Origin of the sequence: Streptomyces sp. SP18BB07, from assembly GCF_036322545.1 — a bacterium.
GTDB lineage: Bacteria > Actinomycetota > Actinomycetes > Streptomycetales > Streptomycetaceae > Streptomyces > Streptomyces deccanensis.
The window spans coordinates 161,829-178,546 of record NZ_JAQYWT010000295.1 but is presented as its reverse complement, the minus strand read 5'-3'; the positions used below and the strand labels follow the sequence as shown (position 1 = coordinate 178,546).

The following is a 16,718-nucleotide window of genomic DNA, read 5'->3' as shown; positions in this document are numbered from 1 at the left end:
GGTTCATGACGTGGCGTTCGCCGACCGTTCCTCGCCGACTTCGCCGGCCTTCGCTTCGGCCTCCGGCCTGGGCACCTTGATGTTCGGCAGGGCCAGCGCGATCAGGGAGACGACCACCATGACACCCGCACAGATCAGGAAGGCGACGCTGTACCCGTGAACGAGCGCCTCGACGGGATCGGAGTCGCCGACCGCGTCGGTGGTCGCGGTGGCGGCGATGGTGGTCAGCACGGCGAGGCCGACGGCTCCGCCGACCTGGCGGGAGGTGTTGAGCAGCCCGGAGGCCGCGCCGGCGTCCTCGGGATCGACGTCGGAGGTGCCGGTGAGCGTGATCGACAGGAGCAGGAAGCCCAGGCCGATGCCGACGATCAGGGTCGGCCCGAGGATATGGGCCAGGAAGACCGGCGGACGGGCGGGCACCGCGGCCAGCCAGGCCATACCGGCCGCGACCACGAGCCCACCCATGACGATCAGGTTCCGGGGACCGAGGACGAGGACGAGCTTGCGGGAGACGAAGCCGCCGACGATGACGATGAGGGTCACCGGAACCATGGCCATACCGGCTCGCAGGGCGCTGTAGCCGATGGCCTGCTGCAGGTACAGGGAGATGAAGAAGAAGGACGCGTTGAGGACCACTCCCAGCATCAGCATGATCAGGTTTCCGAGCAGCAGACTGCGCAGTCGGAGCAGCGCCCGGGGGATGAGCGGCTGGGAGCTGGTCAGCTGCACGGCCACGAAGCCCGCGATGAGGACCGCCGCCGCGCCGAGGGCGATCAGGACGTTGGAGGCCCCCCACCCGTCGGCCGACGCCTGTGAGAGCCCGTAGGTGAGCGCCCCGATGCCCAGCGTCACGCAGAGGCTGCCGGGGAGATCGAGCCGGACCGGCTTGGTGCCGACCCGGGCGGGGAGCAGGCACCAGAGTGCCGCGGCGAACAGCGCGATGCCGGGGGGAATGTTGATGAAGAGCACCCACCGCCAGTTCAGCTCGCTGGTGAGCACGCCGCCGAGGAGTACGCCGGCCGTCCCGGCGAACGCGATGGTGACGCTCCACAGGGCCAGGGCGCGCTGCCGCTGGGTCTCGTCGGTGTGACTCGTGGTGATGAGGCTCAGGCTGGTGGGTGTGAGCGCGGCGGCGCCGACGCCCTGGATGAACCGGGACACGATCAGCATGGTCGGGTCGGTCGCCACGCCGCCCGTGAGGCTGGCGGCGGTGAAGACGATCATGCCGAACAGGAACACCCGTTTGTGGCCGAACAGGTCGCCCGCCCTGGCGGCCAGCAGCAACAGACCGCCGAGGGTGACCAGATAGCCGGTGACGACCCACTGCTGCTGGCTGACCGACATGTCCAGTGCTTCGCGCATCTGCGGCAGCGCCAGCGTCACGATCGTGGTGTCGAGCACCACCATGAAGAGCGCCACGCACGAGATGGCCACCACGACGCCGAGCGGCAGATTCGGCCGCAGGACCGCGGGGGTGGGTGGTGACTCTAAGGATGCAGACATTGCGCCTCCTGGTGAACGTCGTTCACCGTGAACGTTGTTTACTGTGAACAGCGTTTACGCTAGCTATATGATTCGGGGGTTGTCAACGATGGAGCGACGCATGCTGCTGCGAAAGGCCGACGTGGTCGAAGGGGCCCTGAAGTTTCTCGACGCCGAAGGGCTCGACGGACTGACCATGCGCAAGCTCGGTGCTGCGCTCAACGTGCACGGAGGAGCCCTCTACCGGCACTTCCCGAACAAGGCGGCCCTGCTGGAGGCGATGGCCAACAAGCTCACCGAGGGGGTCGGGGCCCCCTTGCCCGAGGGTCCCTGGCGCAATCAGATCTATGTCCTGGGCCAGCGATTCCGGACGGCCATGCTGGCGCACCGGGACGGAGCGCGCCTGGTCAGCGGCACCCACGCCACCGGCGCCAACTCGATCACCGCCGGGAGTCTCGTCGTCGACGTCCTCTGCGGCGCGGGCCTGACCCCCGCCCAGGCCGGATCCCTGGCCTTCTCCCTCTACTACTACGTCCTCGGCCACACCCTCGACGAACAGAACCAGGCCCACGCGCCGGATGAGGGGTGGCAGGGCGGCGAGAACCGGCTCGCGAGCACGCTCTCGCCCCGGTACGCGGAGGCCTTCGACTCCCTCATGAACACCGATCCGACGGAACGGTTCGCGTACGGGCTCAACACCTTCATCGAGGGAGTCGCGAGCCGGATCCCACCGGCGACCGCCACCGCGCCCGGGACACCCGCCCCCCGCGCATCCAGCACCGGACCACGCTGACCTGGGCCTCGGCGAGGACGAAGCGGTCCCACCGGTCCGGCTCGAAGCTGCCGGGGGCGTCGAAGTAGCGGGCGTCCCGTCGCGGCACTCATCGAGCACCTGGCGCCTCGTTTCGCCCTTTCACGGAAGGGCGAAACGACGGAAAGCGGGGACCAGCCGATCATGCGGAGCCGAATCGCACAGGCCCACCGTTCTCGTCGAGCCCCAACGAATCGATCCGTCCGCCGTAGGCAGCCGGGTGCCCATCACCTTCGCCCACTTCAGGAGAGCAAGGCGGCAAAAGTGCGCCGCAGGCGTCGAACCCGCGTCAAGAGATCGCCCGTAGCGCCCACCACGCACATCACCCAAAACAGCTGGTCAGGAGCCCTTTCCCACCGGCTCCAGAATCGCCACGCACTCCACATGGTGCGTCATAGGAAACAGATCGAAAGCCCGCAGCATCCGCACCCGGTACCCGCCCTCCCGGAAGTACCCCAGATCCCGTGCGAGCGCGGCGGGGTCGCAGGCGACGTACGCGATGCGGCGTGCGCCCAGTGACGACAGGTGCTGGACGGTCTTCTTGCCCGCCCCGGCGCGCGGCGGGTCCAGGACGATCAGGTCGACCTCCGTGATGCCGGTGCGCGGCAACACCGCCTCGACCTTGCCCTGTTCGATCCGCACCCGGTCGAAGTCGGCGAGGTTGTGCCGCGCGTCCTCGACCGCACGCTTGCCGGACTCGATGCCGAGGACGGCACCCTTGTCGCCGACGCGGTCCGCGAGGGCGCCCGCGAACAGCCCCACACCGCAGTAGAGGTCCAGCGCCATGTCGCCCTTGCGGGGCAGCAGGCCCTGCATGACGGCCTTGACCAGGGTGTCCGCGGCCTTGGGGTGAACCTGCCAGAACCCGCCGCTGCCCACCCGGTACGTACGGTCGTCCGCGCGCTCGCGGACGAAGGGGCGCCCGTGGACACGGTGCACGCCCCCGTCCTTCTCCTCGACCCGCATCACGGACACCGGCTTGTCCAGCTCCACCAGAGGCAGCCTCGCGCCCGGCCGGGGCTCCAGGATCACCTGACGGTCCTGCGAACCCGTCGCCGCGATCGCGTCGATCGACGCCATGCCGGTCCAGTCGCGCTTCTCGATGCCCAACTCGGAGACGCCGGGCGCCGCGATCATGCAGTGGTCGATCGGCTCGACCTCGTGCGAGCGGTGGCGGCGCAGACCGGCGTGCCCCGACTCGTCCACCGCGTACTGCACCCGCGTACGCCACGCCGGGACCTCGCCCGCCGGCACCTTGTCGCCCTCGGCCGGCATCACGGTGCCGTCCCAGCCCGCCTCCTCGGGGGTGAGACCCGCGAGGCGCTGGAGCTGTTCGGCGATGACCTCGCCCTTGAAGCGGCGCTGGGCGCCCGGCTTGGCGTGCTGCCAGTCGCAGCCGCCGCAGCGGCCGGGGCCGGCGTAGGGGCAGGGTGCCTCGACCCGGTCCTTGGACGCCGACAGGACCGAGACCGCGTCCGCCCGCAGGAAGCGGGCGCCCTCCTCGCCATCGGTCACCCGCGCCACGACGCGCTCGCCGGGCAGCGTGTGCCGGACGAAGAGGACCTGCCCCTCCGAGGTACGGGCGATGCAGTGGCCGCCGTGGGCGACGGGGCCCACCTCGACCTCGTACTCCTCTCCCACCAGCGATTTCTTCGGTTCTGCCTGCATGGTGGGGTGACTCCAGAAGAGAGGAAAGCGAAAACGGCCGGACAACAGCCCACCAGTCTACGTGGGTGCTGTCCGACCGTTGACCACGAGCGTCAGCTCTTGGGAGCCGACGACTCCTTGGGGCGCTCGTTCGCCGGACCACGCCGCACCGACCCCGGCGCGCTCCAGTCCTGCCGCTTGCGCGCCCGGCGCTTGGCAACCTCGGAGGACTCCAGCTGGTAGGGCACGGAGGTCACCATGACACCCGGCGTGAACAGCAGCCGCCCCTTGAGCCGGAGTGCGCTCTGGTTGTGCAGCAGGTGCTCGTACCAGTGGCCGACCACGTACTCCGGGATGATCACCGACACCGCGTCGCGCGGGGACTCCTTGCGCAGCCCCTTGACGTACTCGATCACGGGCCGCGTCACCTCGCGGTACGGCGAGTCGAGGACCTTCAGCGGTACGTCGATGCCGCGCCGCGTCCACTCCTCCTGGAGCGCCTTGGTCTCCACCGGGTCGACGTTGACGCTGAGCGCCTCCAGGGTGTGGGAGCGCATCAGCTTGGCGTAGGCGAGGGCGCGCAGGGTGGGGCGGTGGATCCTGGAGATCAGCACCACCGAGTGGACCCGGGACGGCCGGACCACGTCGTCGCTCGGGCCGTCCGGCGCGGCGATCTCCGCGGCGACCCGGTCGTAGTGCTTACGGATGGCCGTCATCGTCGCGTAGAAGATCACCATGCCGAGCAGGGCGACCCAGGCGCCGTGCGTGAACTTGGTGCCGAGCACGACGATCAGCACCAGCCCGGTGAAGAAGGCACCGAAGGTGTTGATCGCCCGGGAGCGGATCATGTGGCGTCGCTTGGCCGGGTCCTTCTCGGTGCGCAGATGGCGGTTCCAGTGCCGGACCATGCCGGTCTGGCTCAGCGTGAAGGAGACGAACACACCGACGATGTACAGCTGGATGAGGCGCGTGGAGTCGGCGCCGTAGATCCACACCAGGAGCACGGCGGCGCCCGCGAGGAGCACGATGCCGTTGGAGAAGGCGAGGCGGTCGCCGCGGGTGTGCAACTGGCGCGGCAGGTAGCGGTCCTGGGCGAGGATCGAGCCGAGCAGCGGGAAGCCGTTGTACGCGGTGTTCGCGGCCAGGAAGAGGACCAGCGCGGTGGCCGCGGCCAGCAGGACGAAGAAGAACGTGCCGTCGCCGAAGACGGCGGCGGCGACCTGGGAGATCACCGGGTTCTGGACGTAGGAGTCGCCGACCGGCGTGCCGTCGCGCAGCAGGTCGTGCGCCGGGTTCTCGGCCATCCGCACCTTGGTGACCATGGCCAGGCCGATGATGCCGCAGAACATGGTGACGGCGAAGAAGCCCATCAGGGCCAGCGTGGTGGCCGCGTTCTTCGACTTGGGCTTGCGGAAGGCGGGGACGCCGTTGGAGATCGCCTCGACACCGGTGAGGGCGGCACAGCCGGAGGAGAACGCGCGCAGCAGGAGGAAGACCAGCGCGAAGCCGGCGAGGCCCTGGTGCTCGGCCTTGATCTCCAGGTCGGCGGTGGGCGCCCGCATGGTCTCGTCCAGGACCAGTCCGCGGAAGGCACCCCAGGCGATCATCGCGTAGACGCCGACGACGAAGACGTACGTCGGGATCGCGAAGAGCTTGCCGGACTCCTTCACCCCGCGCAGATTCATCAGCGTCAGCAGCACGATCATGCCGATCGCGCACAGCACCTTGTGCTCGACGAAGAAGGGGATGGCCGAGCCGAGGTTCTCCACGCCGGAGGAGATGGACACGGCGACGGTGAGCACGTAGTCGACGAGGAGCGCGCTGGCGACGGTGAGACCGGCCCTGGGCCCGAGGTTGGTGTTCGCCACCTCGTAGTCGCCGCCGCCGCTCGGGTAGGCGTGCACGTTCTGCCGGTAGGACGCCACCACGGTGAACATCAGCACGACGACCGCGACGGCGATCCAGGGGCTGAAGTGGTAGGCCGACACGCCCGCGATGGAGAGGACCAGCAGCACCTCTCCGGGTGCGTACGCCACGGACGAGAGCGGGTCGGAGGCGAAGACGGGGAGTGCGATGCGCTTCGGCAGGAGCGTCTCGCCCAGCCGGTCGCTGCGCAGAGCGCGCCCGATCAGAATCCGTTTGGGCACGTCGGTCAGTTTGGACACGCAGAGGATCGTAAGCGCCCCGACTGGTTCTGGGCACATCCGGGTGAAATCCCGGCGGGCCCCGGGGTGAAATCGGTCCGCCGACGACTGCGAAGTGCGTCACGTCACGCATCCTCCGGTCTGATGAGCTGCGTCCTCACGTCTATATGACGAATCCGCCGATCCCGTGTACGTGCCCGATCCCGTGTACGTGCCCGATCCCGTGTACGTGCCGTGTGTGTGCCGGGCATCCGACGGAACCCGTGACGTTCCCGCCCCCTCTCAACTCCCTGGAGGCCCCATGCAGGCCGCGACCGCTGAACTGATCGGCGCTCTCGCCTCCCTCGTCGGACTCGGCTTCCTGACGAGGACCAGCGTCCGCCGGATCAGTCGCCGACGTCCCACGATGTGACCCGTGGGTGCACGGGGGTGCCCCCGGCGGACCGCGCGTGTGTAGCTTGGGCGACGGTCTGAGACCCTGTTTTCGACGTTTCGGCTGAACAGTAGCTATTGACACCGGAAGGACGGTCGTGCACATCGTCATCATGGGCTGCGGGCGAGTGGGTTCCACCCTCGCCCAGACCCTGGAGCAACAGGGGCACACGGTCGCCGTGATCGACCGGGACCCCACGGCCTTCCGTCGTCTGGGCTCGGGTTTCGGCGGCCGGCGCGTCACCGGGATCGGCTTCGACCGCGACACCCTGCGTGAGGCGGGCATCGAGGAGGCGGGCGCGTTCGCCGCCGTCTCCAGCGGCGACAACTCGAACATCATCGCCGCCCGCGTGGCCCGAGAGATGTTCGGCATCGAGAACGTGGCGGCCCGGATCTACGACCCCCGCCGCGCCGAGGTCTACCAGCGCCTGGGCATCCCGACGGTCGCCACGGTCCGCTGGACCGCCGACCAGATGCTCCGCCGGCTGCTGCCGTCCGGGGCGGAGCCGCTGTGGCGCGACCCCACCGGCGGCGTCCAACTCGCCGAGGTGCACGCCTCGTCGGCCTGGGTGGGCCACAAGATCAGCAAGATGCAGGAGGAGACCGGCGTCCGCGTGGCCTTCCTGACCCGGCTGGGCGAGGCGATCCTGCCGTCCTCCCAGACGGTGCTGCAGGAGGGCGACCTCGTGCACGTGATGATGCGGACGGACGACGTGGAGAAGGTCGAGGCGTCCTTCGCCGAGGGCCCCGACGAGGAGGGCGGTCACTGATGAGGGTCGCCATTGCCGGAGCCGGAGCGGTCGGCCGCTCGATCGCGGGCGAACTGCTGGAGAACGGCCACGAGGTCCTTCTCATCGACAAGGCGCCGACCGCGATCTCGGTCGAGCGCGTCCCTCAGGCGGAATGGCTGCTGGCCGACGCCTGCGAGATCACCTCCCTCGACGAGGCGGCACTTCAGCGCTGCAACGTCGTCATCGCCGCGACCGGTGACGACAAGGTCAACCTGGTCGTCTCGCTGCTGGCGAAGACGGAGTACGGCGTTCCGCGCGTCGTCGCGCGCGTCAACAACCCCAAGAACGAATGGCTGTTCAACGAGTCCTGGGGCGTGGACGTGGCCGTGTCGACCCCCCGGCTGATGTCGGCGCTGGTCGAGGAGGCCGTCAGCGTCGGCGACCTGGTCCGGCTGCTGCGCTTCAGCCACGGCGACGCCAACCTGGTCGAGCTGACCCTGCCGCCCGAGTCGGCCCTGGCCGGCACCCAGGTCGGTGAGGTCGAGTGGCCGGAGGACACCTCCCTGGTCACCATCATCCGCGGCACCCGGGTCCTCACCCCGACGTCGGACGACTCCCTGGAGGCGGGCGACGAACTCCTCTTCGTGGCCGCGCAGGCGCGTGAGGAGCAGTTGGAGGACCTGTTGTCGGTACGGCGCGAGGACGCGACGAGCTGACGCGGGACGGTACGACGAAGGGGCGCCCCGACGATTCGGGGCGCCCCTTCGTACTGGCTGCCTTCAGGCCGGTCCAGGTACAACCAGCCGTCCGGCGCTTGAGGACGAGGCCGTTCAGTCCGAAAGCGGGGGCCTGGGGGCGGCAGCCCCCAGTGAGGCCCGCACCCACCCCCGGGTGCCTACTCGCCCGCCCGAGCCGCAGCCTTCCGCTCCTCCGCCGCGCGCTCCTCCGCCTCCATCTCCGCGAACACGTCGATCGGCGCCGGCGCCTTGGCCAGGAAGATCCAGGTCAGCCAGACCGCGAGCAGGAACGGCGGGATCTTCAGGGCGATGAGGACCCAGCCCAGCTGTGTGGTGTCGGCCCACCAGTAGAGCGGGAAGAGGATCGCGCACTTGCCGAGCAGGATCGCGCCCCAGGCGTAACTCGCCTTCGCGTACGCCTTCTTGCGTCCGGGGTTCCGGGTCCGCCAGGACAGGTTCTCCTTGAAGACGGGGCCGAGCATCAGACCGATCAGCGGCACGCCGGCCAGCGTCGTGATGATGTACGCGCATCCGAGGCCCAGCGTGTAGAGCATGCCCGGCAGATAGAAGTCCTTGGCGTTGCCGGTCATCATCGCGAAGACGACACCGAAGGCGACCCCGAAGACACCGCTGAAGGCGTGCTTGACGGTGTCCTTCATGACCAGCCGCACCACGACCAGCAGGACGGAGACGCCGAGGGCCGCGAGGGCCGCCGAGTGCAGGTCCTTGTTGATCGTGAAGATGGAGACGAAGAGCAGGCCCGGGAGCACGGTCTCGACCATGCCGCGCACGCCACCGAACGCCTCGAACAGCGCGGCCTCCGTCACCGCCCTGGAGTCGTGCGAGCCGTCCTGTCCGCCCTGGGCGTCCTGGACGCCGCGCTGGGCGTCTTCCGTCGGCTTGTCGAGCGACGTCACCGGCTACTCCCGTCCGAGCGGTCTGAGTTCGTACTTCGGATTGAACAGCACCCTACGGCCCCGGCTCATCGAGATCCGGCCGGATGCGATCAGCTTGCGCCCCGGCTCTATCCCGACGATGGAGCGTCTGCCCAGCCACACGACGTCCAGGGCGGCCGAACCGTCGAACAGCTCGGCCTCCAGGGCCGGGACACCGGCCCGGGGGCGCAGCGTGACCGTGCGCAAGGTACCAGTAACGGTCACTATCTGTCGGTCGTGACAGTCACATATACGCGTGCAGCCCGCGGTCTCCGCGTCCTCGCGCAGCTCCTCCGACTCCAGGTCCGTCTGGGACGAGGAGAGCCGGTCGAGCATGCGCCGGAACCGGCCCGCCGGCTTCTCGGAACGAGGAACAGCACTCATGACAAAAAGCGTACCGGGGCCCGCCGACAGTCCAGCACCCCCGTACGCGGACCCGTGCGCACTTCGGCGTCTCACTTCTCGAAGCGGTACCCCATCCCCGCCTCGGTGATGAAGTGCCGGGGCCGCGACGGGTCGCGCTCCAGCTTGCGCCGCAGCTGGGCCATGTAGACCCGCAGGTAGTTGGTCTCCGTCCCGTAGGACGGCCCCCACACCTCCTGGAGCAGCTGCTTCTGGCCGACCAGGCGCCCGGTGTTGCGGACCAGCACCTCCAGGAGGTGCCACTCGGTGGGGGTCAGCCGGACGTCCCTGCCGTCCCGGTTCACCCTCTTCGCCGCCAGGTCGACGGTGAAGTCGTCCGTCTCCACGATCACGTCGCCCTCCTCGCCGCCCAGGGGCTCCGCGCGACGGACGGCGGCGCGCAGCCGGGCGAGCAGCTCGTCCATGCCGAAGGGCTTGGTGACGTAGTCGTCGGCGCCCGCGTCCAGGGCCTCGACCTTCTCGTCGGAGGTGTGCCGGGCGGAGAGCACGATGATCGGCACCCGGGTCCAGCCGCGCAGCCCCTTGATCACCTCGACGCCGTCCATGTCGGGCAGTCCGAGGTCGAGCACGACGACATCGGGGTGCCGGGCGGCGGCGAGGGCGAGCGCGGTCGCCCCGTCGTGGGCCGCGTCGGCCTCGTACTTGCGGGCCTTCAGATTGATCACGAGCGCGCGCACGATCTGCGGCTCGTCGTCGACCACCAGCACCCTCGTCATGGGGACCGCCTCATCCGATTCGCCTCTCTGCCGATGTGGCCGTGCCGACCGCCGCGTCGGCGGCCGGGTCCGCCGACGGGGCGGCGTCCGCCGACGTAGACGCGCCCGCGGCGGGATCGGTGCCCGACGAGGCCGTATCGGGCCCGGAGCCGTGCTGTGCGGCCCGGACGGTGAGCACCATGGTGAGTCCGCCGCCGGGGGTGTCCTCGGCGTCCAGCGTGCCGCCCATGGCCTCGGCGAAGCCCCGGGCGACGGCGAGCCCGAGGCCGACGCCGGTCCCGCGCGGGGCGTCGCCGTGGCGCTGGAAGGGGGCGAAGATGCGGTCCTTGGCCTCGTCGGGGACGCCGGGGCCGCGGTCGGTGACCCGGACCTCGACACGGCCGCCGAGGGCGCTCGCGGAGACCTGGACGGGCGTGCCGGGCGGGCTGTACTTGACGGCGTTCTCGACGATGTTGGCGACCGAGCGCTCCAGCAGCCCGGGGTCGACGGCGACCATGGGCAGGCTCTCGGGGATCTCCAGCCCGACGCTGCCCTCCGGGACGCCGCCGAGCGCCATCGGCACCACCTCGTCGAGGTCGATCTCGCGGATCAGCGTGGTGACGGTGCCGGTCTGCAGCCGGGACATGTCGAGGAGGTTGCCCACGAGGTGGTCGAGCCGGTCGGCGCCGTCCTCGATCCCTTCGAGCAGTTCGGCCTCGTCCTCCGGCGACCAGGCCACGTCGTCGGAGCGCAGGGACGACACGGCGGCCTTGATACCGGCGAGCGGGGTGCGCAGATCGTGGCTGACGGCGGCGAGCAGCGCGGTGCGGATGCGGTTGCCGTCGGCCAGCGCCTTGGCCCGGTCGGCCTCCTGCTGGAGGCGCCGGCGGTCCAGGACGACGGCGGCCTGGGCGGCGAACGCGGCCAGTACCCGGCGGTCCTCGGCGGGCAGGACGCGGCCGGACAGGGCCAGCGCCATATGGTCCCCGACCGGCATGTCCACGTCCGCCGCCTCGGGACGGTCCACCCGCCGGGGGCCCACGCTGCCCGCGCAGGTCCATGGGGCCACATCGCTCTCGCGCTCCAGCAGGGCCACGGACTCCATCCCGAAGGTCTCGCGCACACGTTCGAGGAGGGCCTCCAGACTGGTCTCGCCGCGCAGCACACTGCCCGCGAGGAAGGAGAGGATCTCCGACTCGGCGCGCAGCCGGGCGGCCTGCTGGGTGCGCCGGGCCGCGAGGTCCACCACGGAGGCCACCGCCACCGCCACCCCTATGAAGACCGCAATGGCGACGATGTTCGTCGGGTCGTCGACCGTCAGCGTGTGTACCGGCGGGGTGAAGAACCAGTTGAGCAGCAGCGAGCCCAGCACGGCCGCGGCCAGGGCCGGCAGCAGACCGCCGAGCAGGGCCGCGGCCACCGTCAGCGACAGGAAGAGCAGCATGTCGTTGGCGAGACCGAGATCGGTCTCGACGTTGGCCAGCAGCGCCGCGAGCAGCATGGGCCCCACCGTCCCGACCACCCAGCCCCCGATCGTCCGGGCCCGGCCGAGCCGCGCGCCCCGGGCGACGGGCAGTCCGCGTCCCTTGCCCGCCTCGGCGTGCGTGATCAGGTGGACGTCCAGGTCGGGTCCGGAGTCCCGGGCGACGGTGGCGCCCACGCCAGGCCCGAAGACGTACTGCCAGCTCTTGCGGCGCGAGACGCCCAGCACTATCTGGGTGGCGTTGACACCGCGCGCGAAGGCCAGCAACGCGGCGGGGATGTCGTCGCCGACGACGTGGTGGAAGGTGCCGCCGAGATCCTCGACGAGGGTGCGCTGGACGGCGAGTTCCTTGGGCGAGGCGGAGGTCAGCCCGTCGCTGCGGGCGATGTAGACGGCCATGACCTCGCCGCCGGCGCCCTTCTCGGCGAGCCGGGCGGCTCTTCTCAGGAGGGTCCGTCCCTCGGGGCCGCCGGTCAGCCCGACCACGATCCGCTCGCGGGAGCCCCAGATCCGCGACACCTGGTGCTCGCTGCGGTACGCGTTGAGGTACTCGTCGACCCGGTCCGCCACCCACAGCAGCGCGAGCTCCCGCAGCGCGGTCAGGTTCCCGGGGCGGAAGTAGTTCGACAGCGCGGCGTCGACCTTGTCCGGCTGGTAGACGTTGCCGTGCGCCATCCGCCGCCGCAGGGCCGGTGGCGACATGTCGACCAGCTCTATCTGGTCCGCCCGCCGCACCACCTCGTCGGGGACGGTCTCGCGCTGCCGTACGCCGGTTATCGACTCGACGACATCGCCGAGCGACTCCAGGTGCTGGATGTTGACGGTAGAGATCACGTCGATGCCGGCGGCGAGCAGGTCCTCGACGTCCTGCCAGCGCTTGTCGTTGCGGGAGCCGGGCACGTTGGTGTGGGCCAGCTCGTCCACGAGGGCCACCCGAGGTTGCCGGGCGAGGACGGCGTCCACGTCCATCTCGGTGAAGAACGCGTCCCGGTACTCCAGCGACCGACGCGGCATCTGCTCCAGTCCGTGCAGCATCACCTCGGTGCGCGGACGGCCGTGGTGCTCCACGACGGCCACCACGCAGTCGGTGCCGCGTTCGATCCGGCGGTGCGCTTCGGACAGCATCGCGTACGTCTTGCCGACGCCCGGCGCCGCACCGAGGTAGATCCGAAGCTTCCCGCGTCCCATGTCCCCATTGTCTTCCCGTGACCACCGCCTACGCAGCGTCGACCCTACGGCCAATAATCACGGCAAAACGGGCAGAGGCGACCGGAGGCCGCCTCTTTGACACAACCCTGACGCCGACACCCCCGCAGGGGCCTGGGGAACTGCGCGACCGGCCACGCGGACCCGCAGTTCCCTGACGGCCTCAGCCGGGACCGCTAGCGGACCTCGGTGATCTCCGGCCCGCGCTGCAGCTGCCCCATACCACCGGAGAAGCGGGACCCGGCCTGCTCCTCCTGCTGGACACCCTCGGGCACCATCTGCGCGTCGTTCGGCAGCTTCAGGACGATCGGGTCGCGCGGAGCCATGGGGCCCTCGCCGCGGACGACGACCGTGTCCCGGAAGATCTGCTCCAGCAGCCCGGCGGTCTGCGGCTCCACCGCGCCCCGCCCGGAGATCACCCCGCGCAGGAACCAGCGGGGCCCGTCCACGCCGACGAAGCGGACCACCTGGAAGCCGCCCGTGCCGTCCGGCAGCTGCACCGGCACCTGCGCGCGCAGCTCCCAGCCCAGCGGGCCCTCGACCTCGTCGATGACCCCGCCCTGCTGGGTGATGCCGGAGGCGATCTCCTCGCGGACCTCGCCCCAGATGCCCTCGCGCTTGGGTGCGGCGAAGGCCTGCAGCTGGACCGCGCTGTCGCGCAGCACGACGGTCGCGGCGACGATCGCGTCGCCCGCGACCTCGACCCGCAGCTCCATGCCGTCGACTCCGGGCACGAAGATGCCGCCGAGGTCCACCCGGCCCTCGCTGGGGTCGCGCACCTCGGAGCTGTCCCACGGCCCGTCCGGCCGGGGCTCGGGCTCGAGCCGCACGCGCTCCCGCTCGACGTCCGCCTCAGCGTCGGCTTCCCCGGCAACGCCGTCGACCTGCTCGGCCTCGCTCGCCGCGTCCGCCGCGTCCTCGGCGGAACCCTTCTTCTTGCGACGTCCGAACACGTCACTGTCCTTCCCGGTCGGATACGACCGAAGCGTATCGATTCCCACCCGTTGTGCCGCTTGTGCTGCTGTTGCCGCTCGCGCCGTCCACGGCGGCATGACCACCGGTGGACCCGAAGCCCCCCTCGGCCCGCGCCGAGTCGGGAAGCTCCGCCACCTCGCGGAAGCGCACCTTCTCGACCTGCTGGACGACCAGTTGGGCAATCCGGTCGAAGCGCTCGAACCGTACGGCTTCATACGGGTCGAGATTCACCACGATCACCTTGATCTCCCCACGGTACCCGGCATCAACCGTCCCCGGGGCATTCACCAGAGCGACGCCGCAGCGGGCGGCCAGACCGGACCGTGGGTGGACGAAGGCCGCGTACCCCTCGGGGAGCGCGATGGACACTCCCGTGGGCAGCACGGCCCGCTCTCCGGGCTTCAACTCCCGGCTCTCCGTGGTGCGCAGATCGGCGCCCGCGTCACCGGGCCGCGCGTAGTCCGGCAGCGGCACGTCGGGGTCGACGCGCCGGATCAGGACGTCGAGAGGGGGACGGCCGCCGCTCACGGGTTCACCTCGAAGGCGCGGGCCCGCCGGACCTGGTCCGGGTCGTTCATGGCCGCCTGGATCTCCTCCTCGCGACCGTGGTCGATGAAGTGGTCGACCTTGACCTCGACGAAGAGCGCGTCGGCGCGGACGGCGAGCGGTCCGTCGGGGCCACCGATGCGTCCCTCGGCGGTCGCGAAGATCTTCCGCCCGGCGACGGCCGTGACCTCGGCACTCAAGTGCAGCACGGTGCCCACGGGGACGGGCCGCATGAAGTCGGTCTCCAGCCGTCCGGTCACCGCGATGGTGCGCAGCAGCCAGGTGAGGGAGCCGAGGGTCTCGTCCAGGGCGCTGGCCAGGACCCCGCCGTGGGCGAGCCCCGGGGCCCCCTGATGGGCGGCCCGTACGGTGAACTCGGCGGTGAGAGTGACGCCTTCGCCGGCCCTCGCCTCCAGGTGCAGCCCGTGGGGCTGCTCGCCACCACAGCCGAAACACTGCCCGTAGTGCGCGCCGAGCAGCTCTCCGGGGGCGGGTGCCTCGGGATGGCGTACGGGCGCCGTGGCGTCCGCCGGGGGCCGCAGGGCCGCGGAAGTACCTCTCACAGCCGCAGACCTTACCCGTCCGTCAGCCTCCGGCCACCGCCCCTACGGGCAGGGTTTCCCCTCGGACGCCCCTACTTCGGGGCCGGAGGGTCCGCATGCCAAGCTTGACGCCATGCAGCATTCCGTCCCGCCGTACGAAGAACGCCTCACCGCTCCCCGCACGTGGTGGCTGGTCTGCCTCCTGGTCGGCGTCTCGATGGCCCTCATCCTGCTGCCGTTCGGCACGCTCCCCCTGCTGGGCGGCCTCGCCGGCGGGACCGCGGTCGCGGCGGTCGTCACCAGCTCGTACGGCTCGGTCCGTATCCGCGTCGTCGGCGACTCCCTGATCGCGGGCGAGGCGAAGATCCCGGTGAGCGCCCTCGGCGAACCGGAGATCCTGGACCGGGAGGAGGCCCAGGCCTGGCGCACCCACAAGGCCAACCCGCACGCCTTCATGCTCCTGCGCGCCTACATCCCGACGGCCCTGCGCATCCCGATCACCGACCCGACGGACCCGACCCCGTACGTCTACCTGTCGACCCGAGCCCCGGAACGCCTGGCAGCGGCACTGGAAGCGGCGAAGCAGACGACGGCGTAGCGCGGACCGACGGACACGCACGCCGACGCGACGCGCGACTTCCGACCGACAACGCGCAGCCGCGCGGGACACCACCGATGCCCCAGCGGCCGATGCGACCCCGGTGCGGCGGAGCCAACGCGGACAACCCACCCGCCCGACGGCACGGCACGCGGCCGGCTACCTCTAGCCGAACTCTTACCGCTCACCGGCTCCCTGCTGCCGAGCCGACGCCCCAGCTCCTCGCCGCCGAGCCCTTCCTCCCGCCGCGACGGCGATCAGCCACAGCGGCGCATTTCGGCGGTGCCGAAGTCGGGCGTGCCCGCCCACACCACCCACTCACGCCCGCCCAGCAGCCGTGCGGCGCTACGGCTCGTCCCGGCCGCCCCCGCCGAGTTCCTCCGGCAGCTCCCCCACCGGCACCGGATCCGTCGGCTTCTCCAGCGGCGGCAGTTCCGGCAACGCCTCCCACGGCACCTGCATGCGCCGCAGGTCCTTCCGGATCCGCTCGGCGAGGTGCTTGGTGTCCCGGCGGTTCATGACCGCCCCGACCGCGGCGCCCACCAGAAACGGCATCAGGTTCGGCAGATTCCGCACCATCCGCTTCATGATCTGCTGCCGCAGCTGCCGCTTCATCTGCCCACCGAGCGCCGAGTTGATCGTCGTCGGTTTCATCACGTCGATCCCGCGCTCACCGGACCAGGAGTCCAGATACGCGGTGCTGCGCTGCCGCAGATTCCCCGGCGGCCGCGCCCCGTACACCTCGTGCAGCTCGGCGATGAGCTTCAGCTCGATCGCGGCGACGCCGGTGATCTCGGCGGCCAGCTCCGCGGGCATGGCGGGCGGCGCCGGCAGCATCGCGGCGGCCCCCACACCCGCACCCACCGTGGAGGACGCGTTGGCGGCCCCCGCCACCAGCTTGTCGGCGATCTGCTCGGGCCCCAGCCCCGGGAACTGGGCGCGCAGGGTGGCGAGATCGCGTACGGGGATCCGCGGGGCGATCTCGATGACGCGGTCGGTGATGTACGCGAGCCCCGCTCTGGCCCGGTCACCGCTCTTGCGGGCCCCGACCTTGAGGCCCTGTTTCACTCCGTCCCGGACTGCGGCGACGGCGGCCGACCGCCGTCTGGCGACCGGCGCCGGATTCTCCACCGGAACGGGCAGGCGTCCCTGCTCGTCCGTGGCACTCCCCGACGCCGCGCCGGACGCACGTTCGAGCGAGGCCGCTCCCTGTTCGGAGGAGCCCCGCTCGTCGTCACGCACGCCGTCGGAGCCGTCGTACGGCCCCTGGTCCGCTCCCTCGCGGGAGCGGCGCTTCCAAGGAGGGGTCGAGCCAGTCACGGCCGACCCCG

General features: G+C 70.8%; 15 protein-coding genes. 4 read left to right on the top strand and 11 right to left on the bottom strand.

All coding sequences use genetic code 11. The annotated features are described in order from the left end of the window. Positions 1-3 precede the first annotated feature (3 nt). Positions 4-1,503 carry a DHA2 family efflux MFS transporter permease subunit gene (locus tag PUR53_RS17115; protein WP_329900254.1) on the bottom strand — a complete coding sequence of 500 codons (1,500 nt, stop codon included), beginning with the start codon at positions 1,501-1,503 and terminating at the stop codon, positions 4-6. A 100-nt stretch (positions 1,504-1,603) separates the two neighbouring features. On the opposite strand from PUR53_RS17115, the gene PUR53_RS17110 reads away from it, so the two are divergent. Beyond that, positions 1,604-2,275, top strand: a complete 672-nt coding sequence (locus PUR53_RS17110) for a TetR/AcrR family transcriptional regulator (RefSeq protein ID WP_329908770.1) — start codon at positions 1,604-1,606, stop codon at positions 2,273-2,275. 357 nt (positions 2,276-2,632) lie between these two features. On the opposite strand, the gene PUR53_RS17105 is transcribed toward PUR53_RS17110, so the two are convergent. After that, positions 2,633-3,961, bottom strand: coding sequence for a class I SAM-dependent RNA methyltransferase (locus PUR53_RS17105; protein ID WP_329908769.1), 1,329 nt, complete (start codon positions 3,959-3,961; stop codon positions 2,633-2,635). Positions 3,962-4,053: 92 nt separating this feature from the next. Continuing rightward, complete coding sequence (locus tag PUR53_RS17100) at positions 4,054-6,105, bottom strand: APC family permease (protein ID WP_329900244.1); 2,052 nt, start codon at positions 6,103-6,105, stop codon at positions 4,054-4,056. Positions 6,106-6,614: 509 nt separating this feature from the next. Between PUR53_RS17100 and PUR53_RS17095 the strand changes: the two genes are divergently transcribed. Together PUR53_RS17095 and PUR53_RS17090 are read left to right on the top strand one after the other, a co-directional pair. Beyond that, positions 6,615-7,286: a potassium channel family protein gene (locus PUR53_RS17095; protein WP_045561056.1), complete on the top strand. Its 672-nt coding sequence runs from the start codon at positions 6,615-6,617 to the stop codon at positions 7,284-7,286. Beyond that, positions 7,286-7,963, top strand: coding sequence for a potassium channel family protein (locus PUR53_RS17090; protein WP_033525196.1), 678 nt, complete (start codon positions 7,286-7,288; stop codon positions 7,961-7,963). Before PUR53_RS17095 ends, PUR53_RS17090 begins: the two co-directional genes overlap by 1 nt. 179 nt (positions 7,964-8,142) lie before the next feature. On the opposite strand, the gene PUR53_RS17085 is transcribed toward PUR53_RS17090, so the two are convergent. The 7 genes from PUR53_RS17085 to PUR53_RS17055 form a co-directional block, all read right to left on the bottom strand. Beyond that, the gene (locus PUR53_RS17085) at positions 8,143-8,901 is read right to left on the bottom strand and encodes a DUF3159 domain-containing protein (RefSeq protein WP_329900243.1); all 759 of its coding nucleotides are present in this window, start codon (positions 8,899-8,901) and stop codon (positions 8,143-8,145) included. A gap of 3 nt (positions 8,902-8,904) precedes the next feature. Continuing rightward, positions 8,905-9,303 carry an OB-fold nucleic acid binding domain-containing protein gene (locus tag PUR53_RS17080; RefSeq protein WP_239757701.1) on the bottom strand — a complete coding sequence of 133 codons (399 nt, stop codon included), beginning with the start codon at positions 9,301-9,303 and terminating at the stop codon, positions 8,905-8,907. Between the two features lie 71 nt (positions 9,304-9,374). Next, a complete protein-coding gene (locus PUR53_RS17075) occupies positions 9,375-10,058 on the bottom strand; it encodes a response regulator (RefSeq protein WP_329900242.1) in 684 nt (227 codons plus the stop codon). A gap of 10 nt (positions 10,059-10,068) precedes the next feature. Next, positions 10,069-12,708 carry a sensor histidine kinase gene (locus tag PUR53_RS17070; RefSeq protein WP_329908767.1) on the bottom strand — a complete coding sequence of 880 codons (2,640 nt, stop codon included), beginning with the start codon at positions 12,706-12,708 and terminating at the stop codon, positions 10,069-10,071. A gap of 194 nt (positions 12,709-12,902) precedes the next feature. Further along, a complete protein-coding gene (locus PUR53_RS17065; RefSeq protein ID WP_329900240.1) occupies positions 12,903-13,679 on the bottom strand; it encodes a DUF3710 domain-containing protein in 777 nt (258 codons plus the stop codon). Position 13,680: 1 nt separating this feature from the next. Continuing rightward, a complete protein-coding gene (gene dut, locus PUR53_RS17060) occupies positions 13,681-14,229 on the bottom strand; it encodes a dUTP diphosphatase (RefSeq protein WP_329900239.1) in 549 nt (182 codons plus the stop codon). Next, the gene (locus tag PUR53_RS17055) at positions 14,226-14,810 is read right to left on the bottom strand and encodes a PaaI family thioesterase (protein WP_239757696.1); all 585 of its coding nucleotides are present in this window, start codon (positions 14,808-14,810) and stop codon (positions 14,226-14,228) included. Before PUR53_RS17055 ends, dut begins: the two co-directional genes overlap by 4 nt. A gap of 112 nt (positions 14,811-14,922) precedes the next feature. Between PUR53_RS17055 and PUR53_RS17050 the strand changes: the two genes are divergently transcribed. Continuing rightward, positions 14,923-15,387: a DUF3093 domain-containing protein gene (locus PUR53_RS17050; protein WP_329900238.1), complete on the top strand. Its 465-nt coding sequence runs from the start codon at positions 14,923-14,925 to the stop codon at positions 15,385-15,387. Between the two features lie 345 nt (positions 15,388-15,732). On the opposite strand, the gene PUR53_RS17045 is transcribed toward PUR53_RS17050, so the two are convergent. Next, entirely contained in the window at positions 15,733-16,707 is a 975-nt protein-coding gene (locus PUR53_RS17045) for a hypothetical protein (protein WP_329908766.1), read from the bottom strand. Positions 16,708-16,718 lie beyond the last annotated feature (11 nt).

Coding starts and splice junctions, on each gene's coding strand:
- PUR53_RS17075 (WP_329900242.1), bottom strand. CDS start 10,058: ATGACGAGGGTGCTGGTGGTCGACGACGAGCCGCAGATCGTGCGCGCG.
- PUR53_RS17050 (WP_329900238.1), top strand. CDS start 14,923: ATGCAGCATTCCGTCCCGCCGTACGAAGAACGCCTCACCGCTCCCCGC.
- PUR53_RS17090 (WP_033525196.1), top strand. CDS start 7,286: ATGAGGGTCGCCATTGCCGGAGCCGGAGCGGTCGGCCGCTCGATCGCG.
- PUR53_RS17115 (WP_329900254.1), bottom strand. CDS start 1,503: ATGTCTGCATCCTTAGAGTCACCACCCACCCCCGCGGTCCTGCGGCCG.
- PUR53_RS17110 (WP_329908770.1), top strand. CDS start 1,604: ATGCTGCTGCGAAAGGCCGACGTGGTCGAAGGGGCCCTGAAGTTTCTC.
- PUR53_RS17105 (WP_329908769.1), bottom strand. CDS start 3,961: ATGCAGGCAGAACCGAAGAAATCGCTGGTGGGAGAGGAGTACGAGGTC.
- PUR53_RS17070 (WP_329908767.1), bottom strand. CDS start 12,708: ATGGGACGCGGGAAGCTTCGGATCTACCTCGGTGCGGCGCCGGGCGTC.
- PUR53_RS17080 (WP_239757701.1), bottom strand. CDS start 9,303: ATGAGTGCTGTTCCTCGTTCCGAGAAGCCGGCGGGCCGGTTCCGGCGC.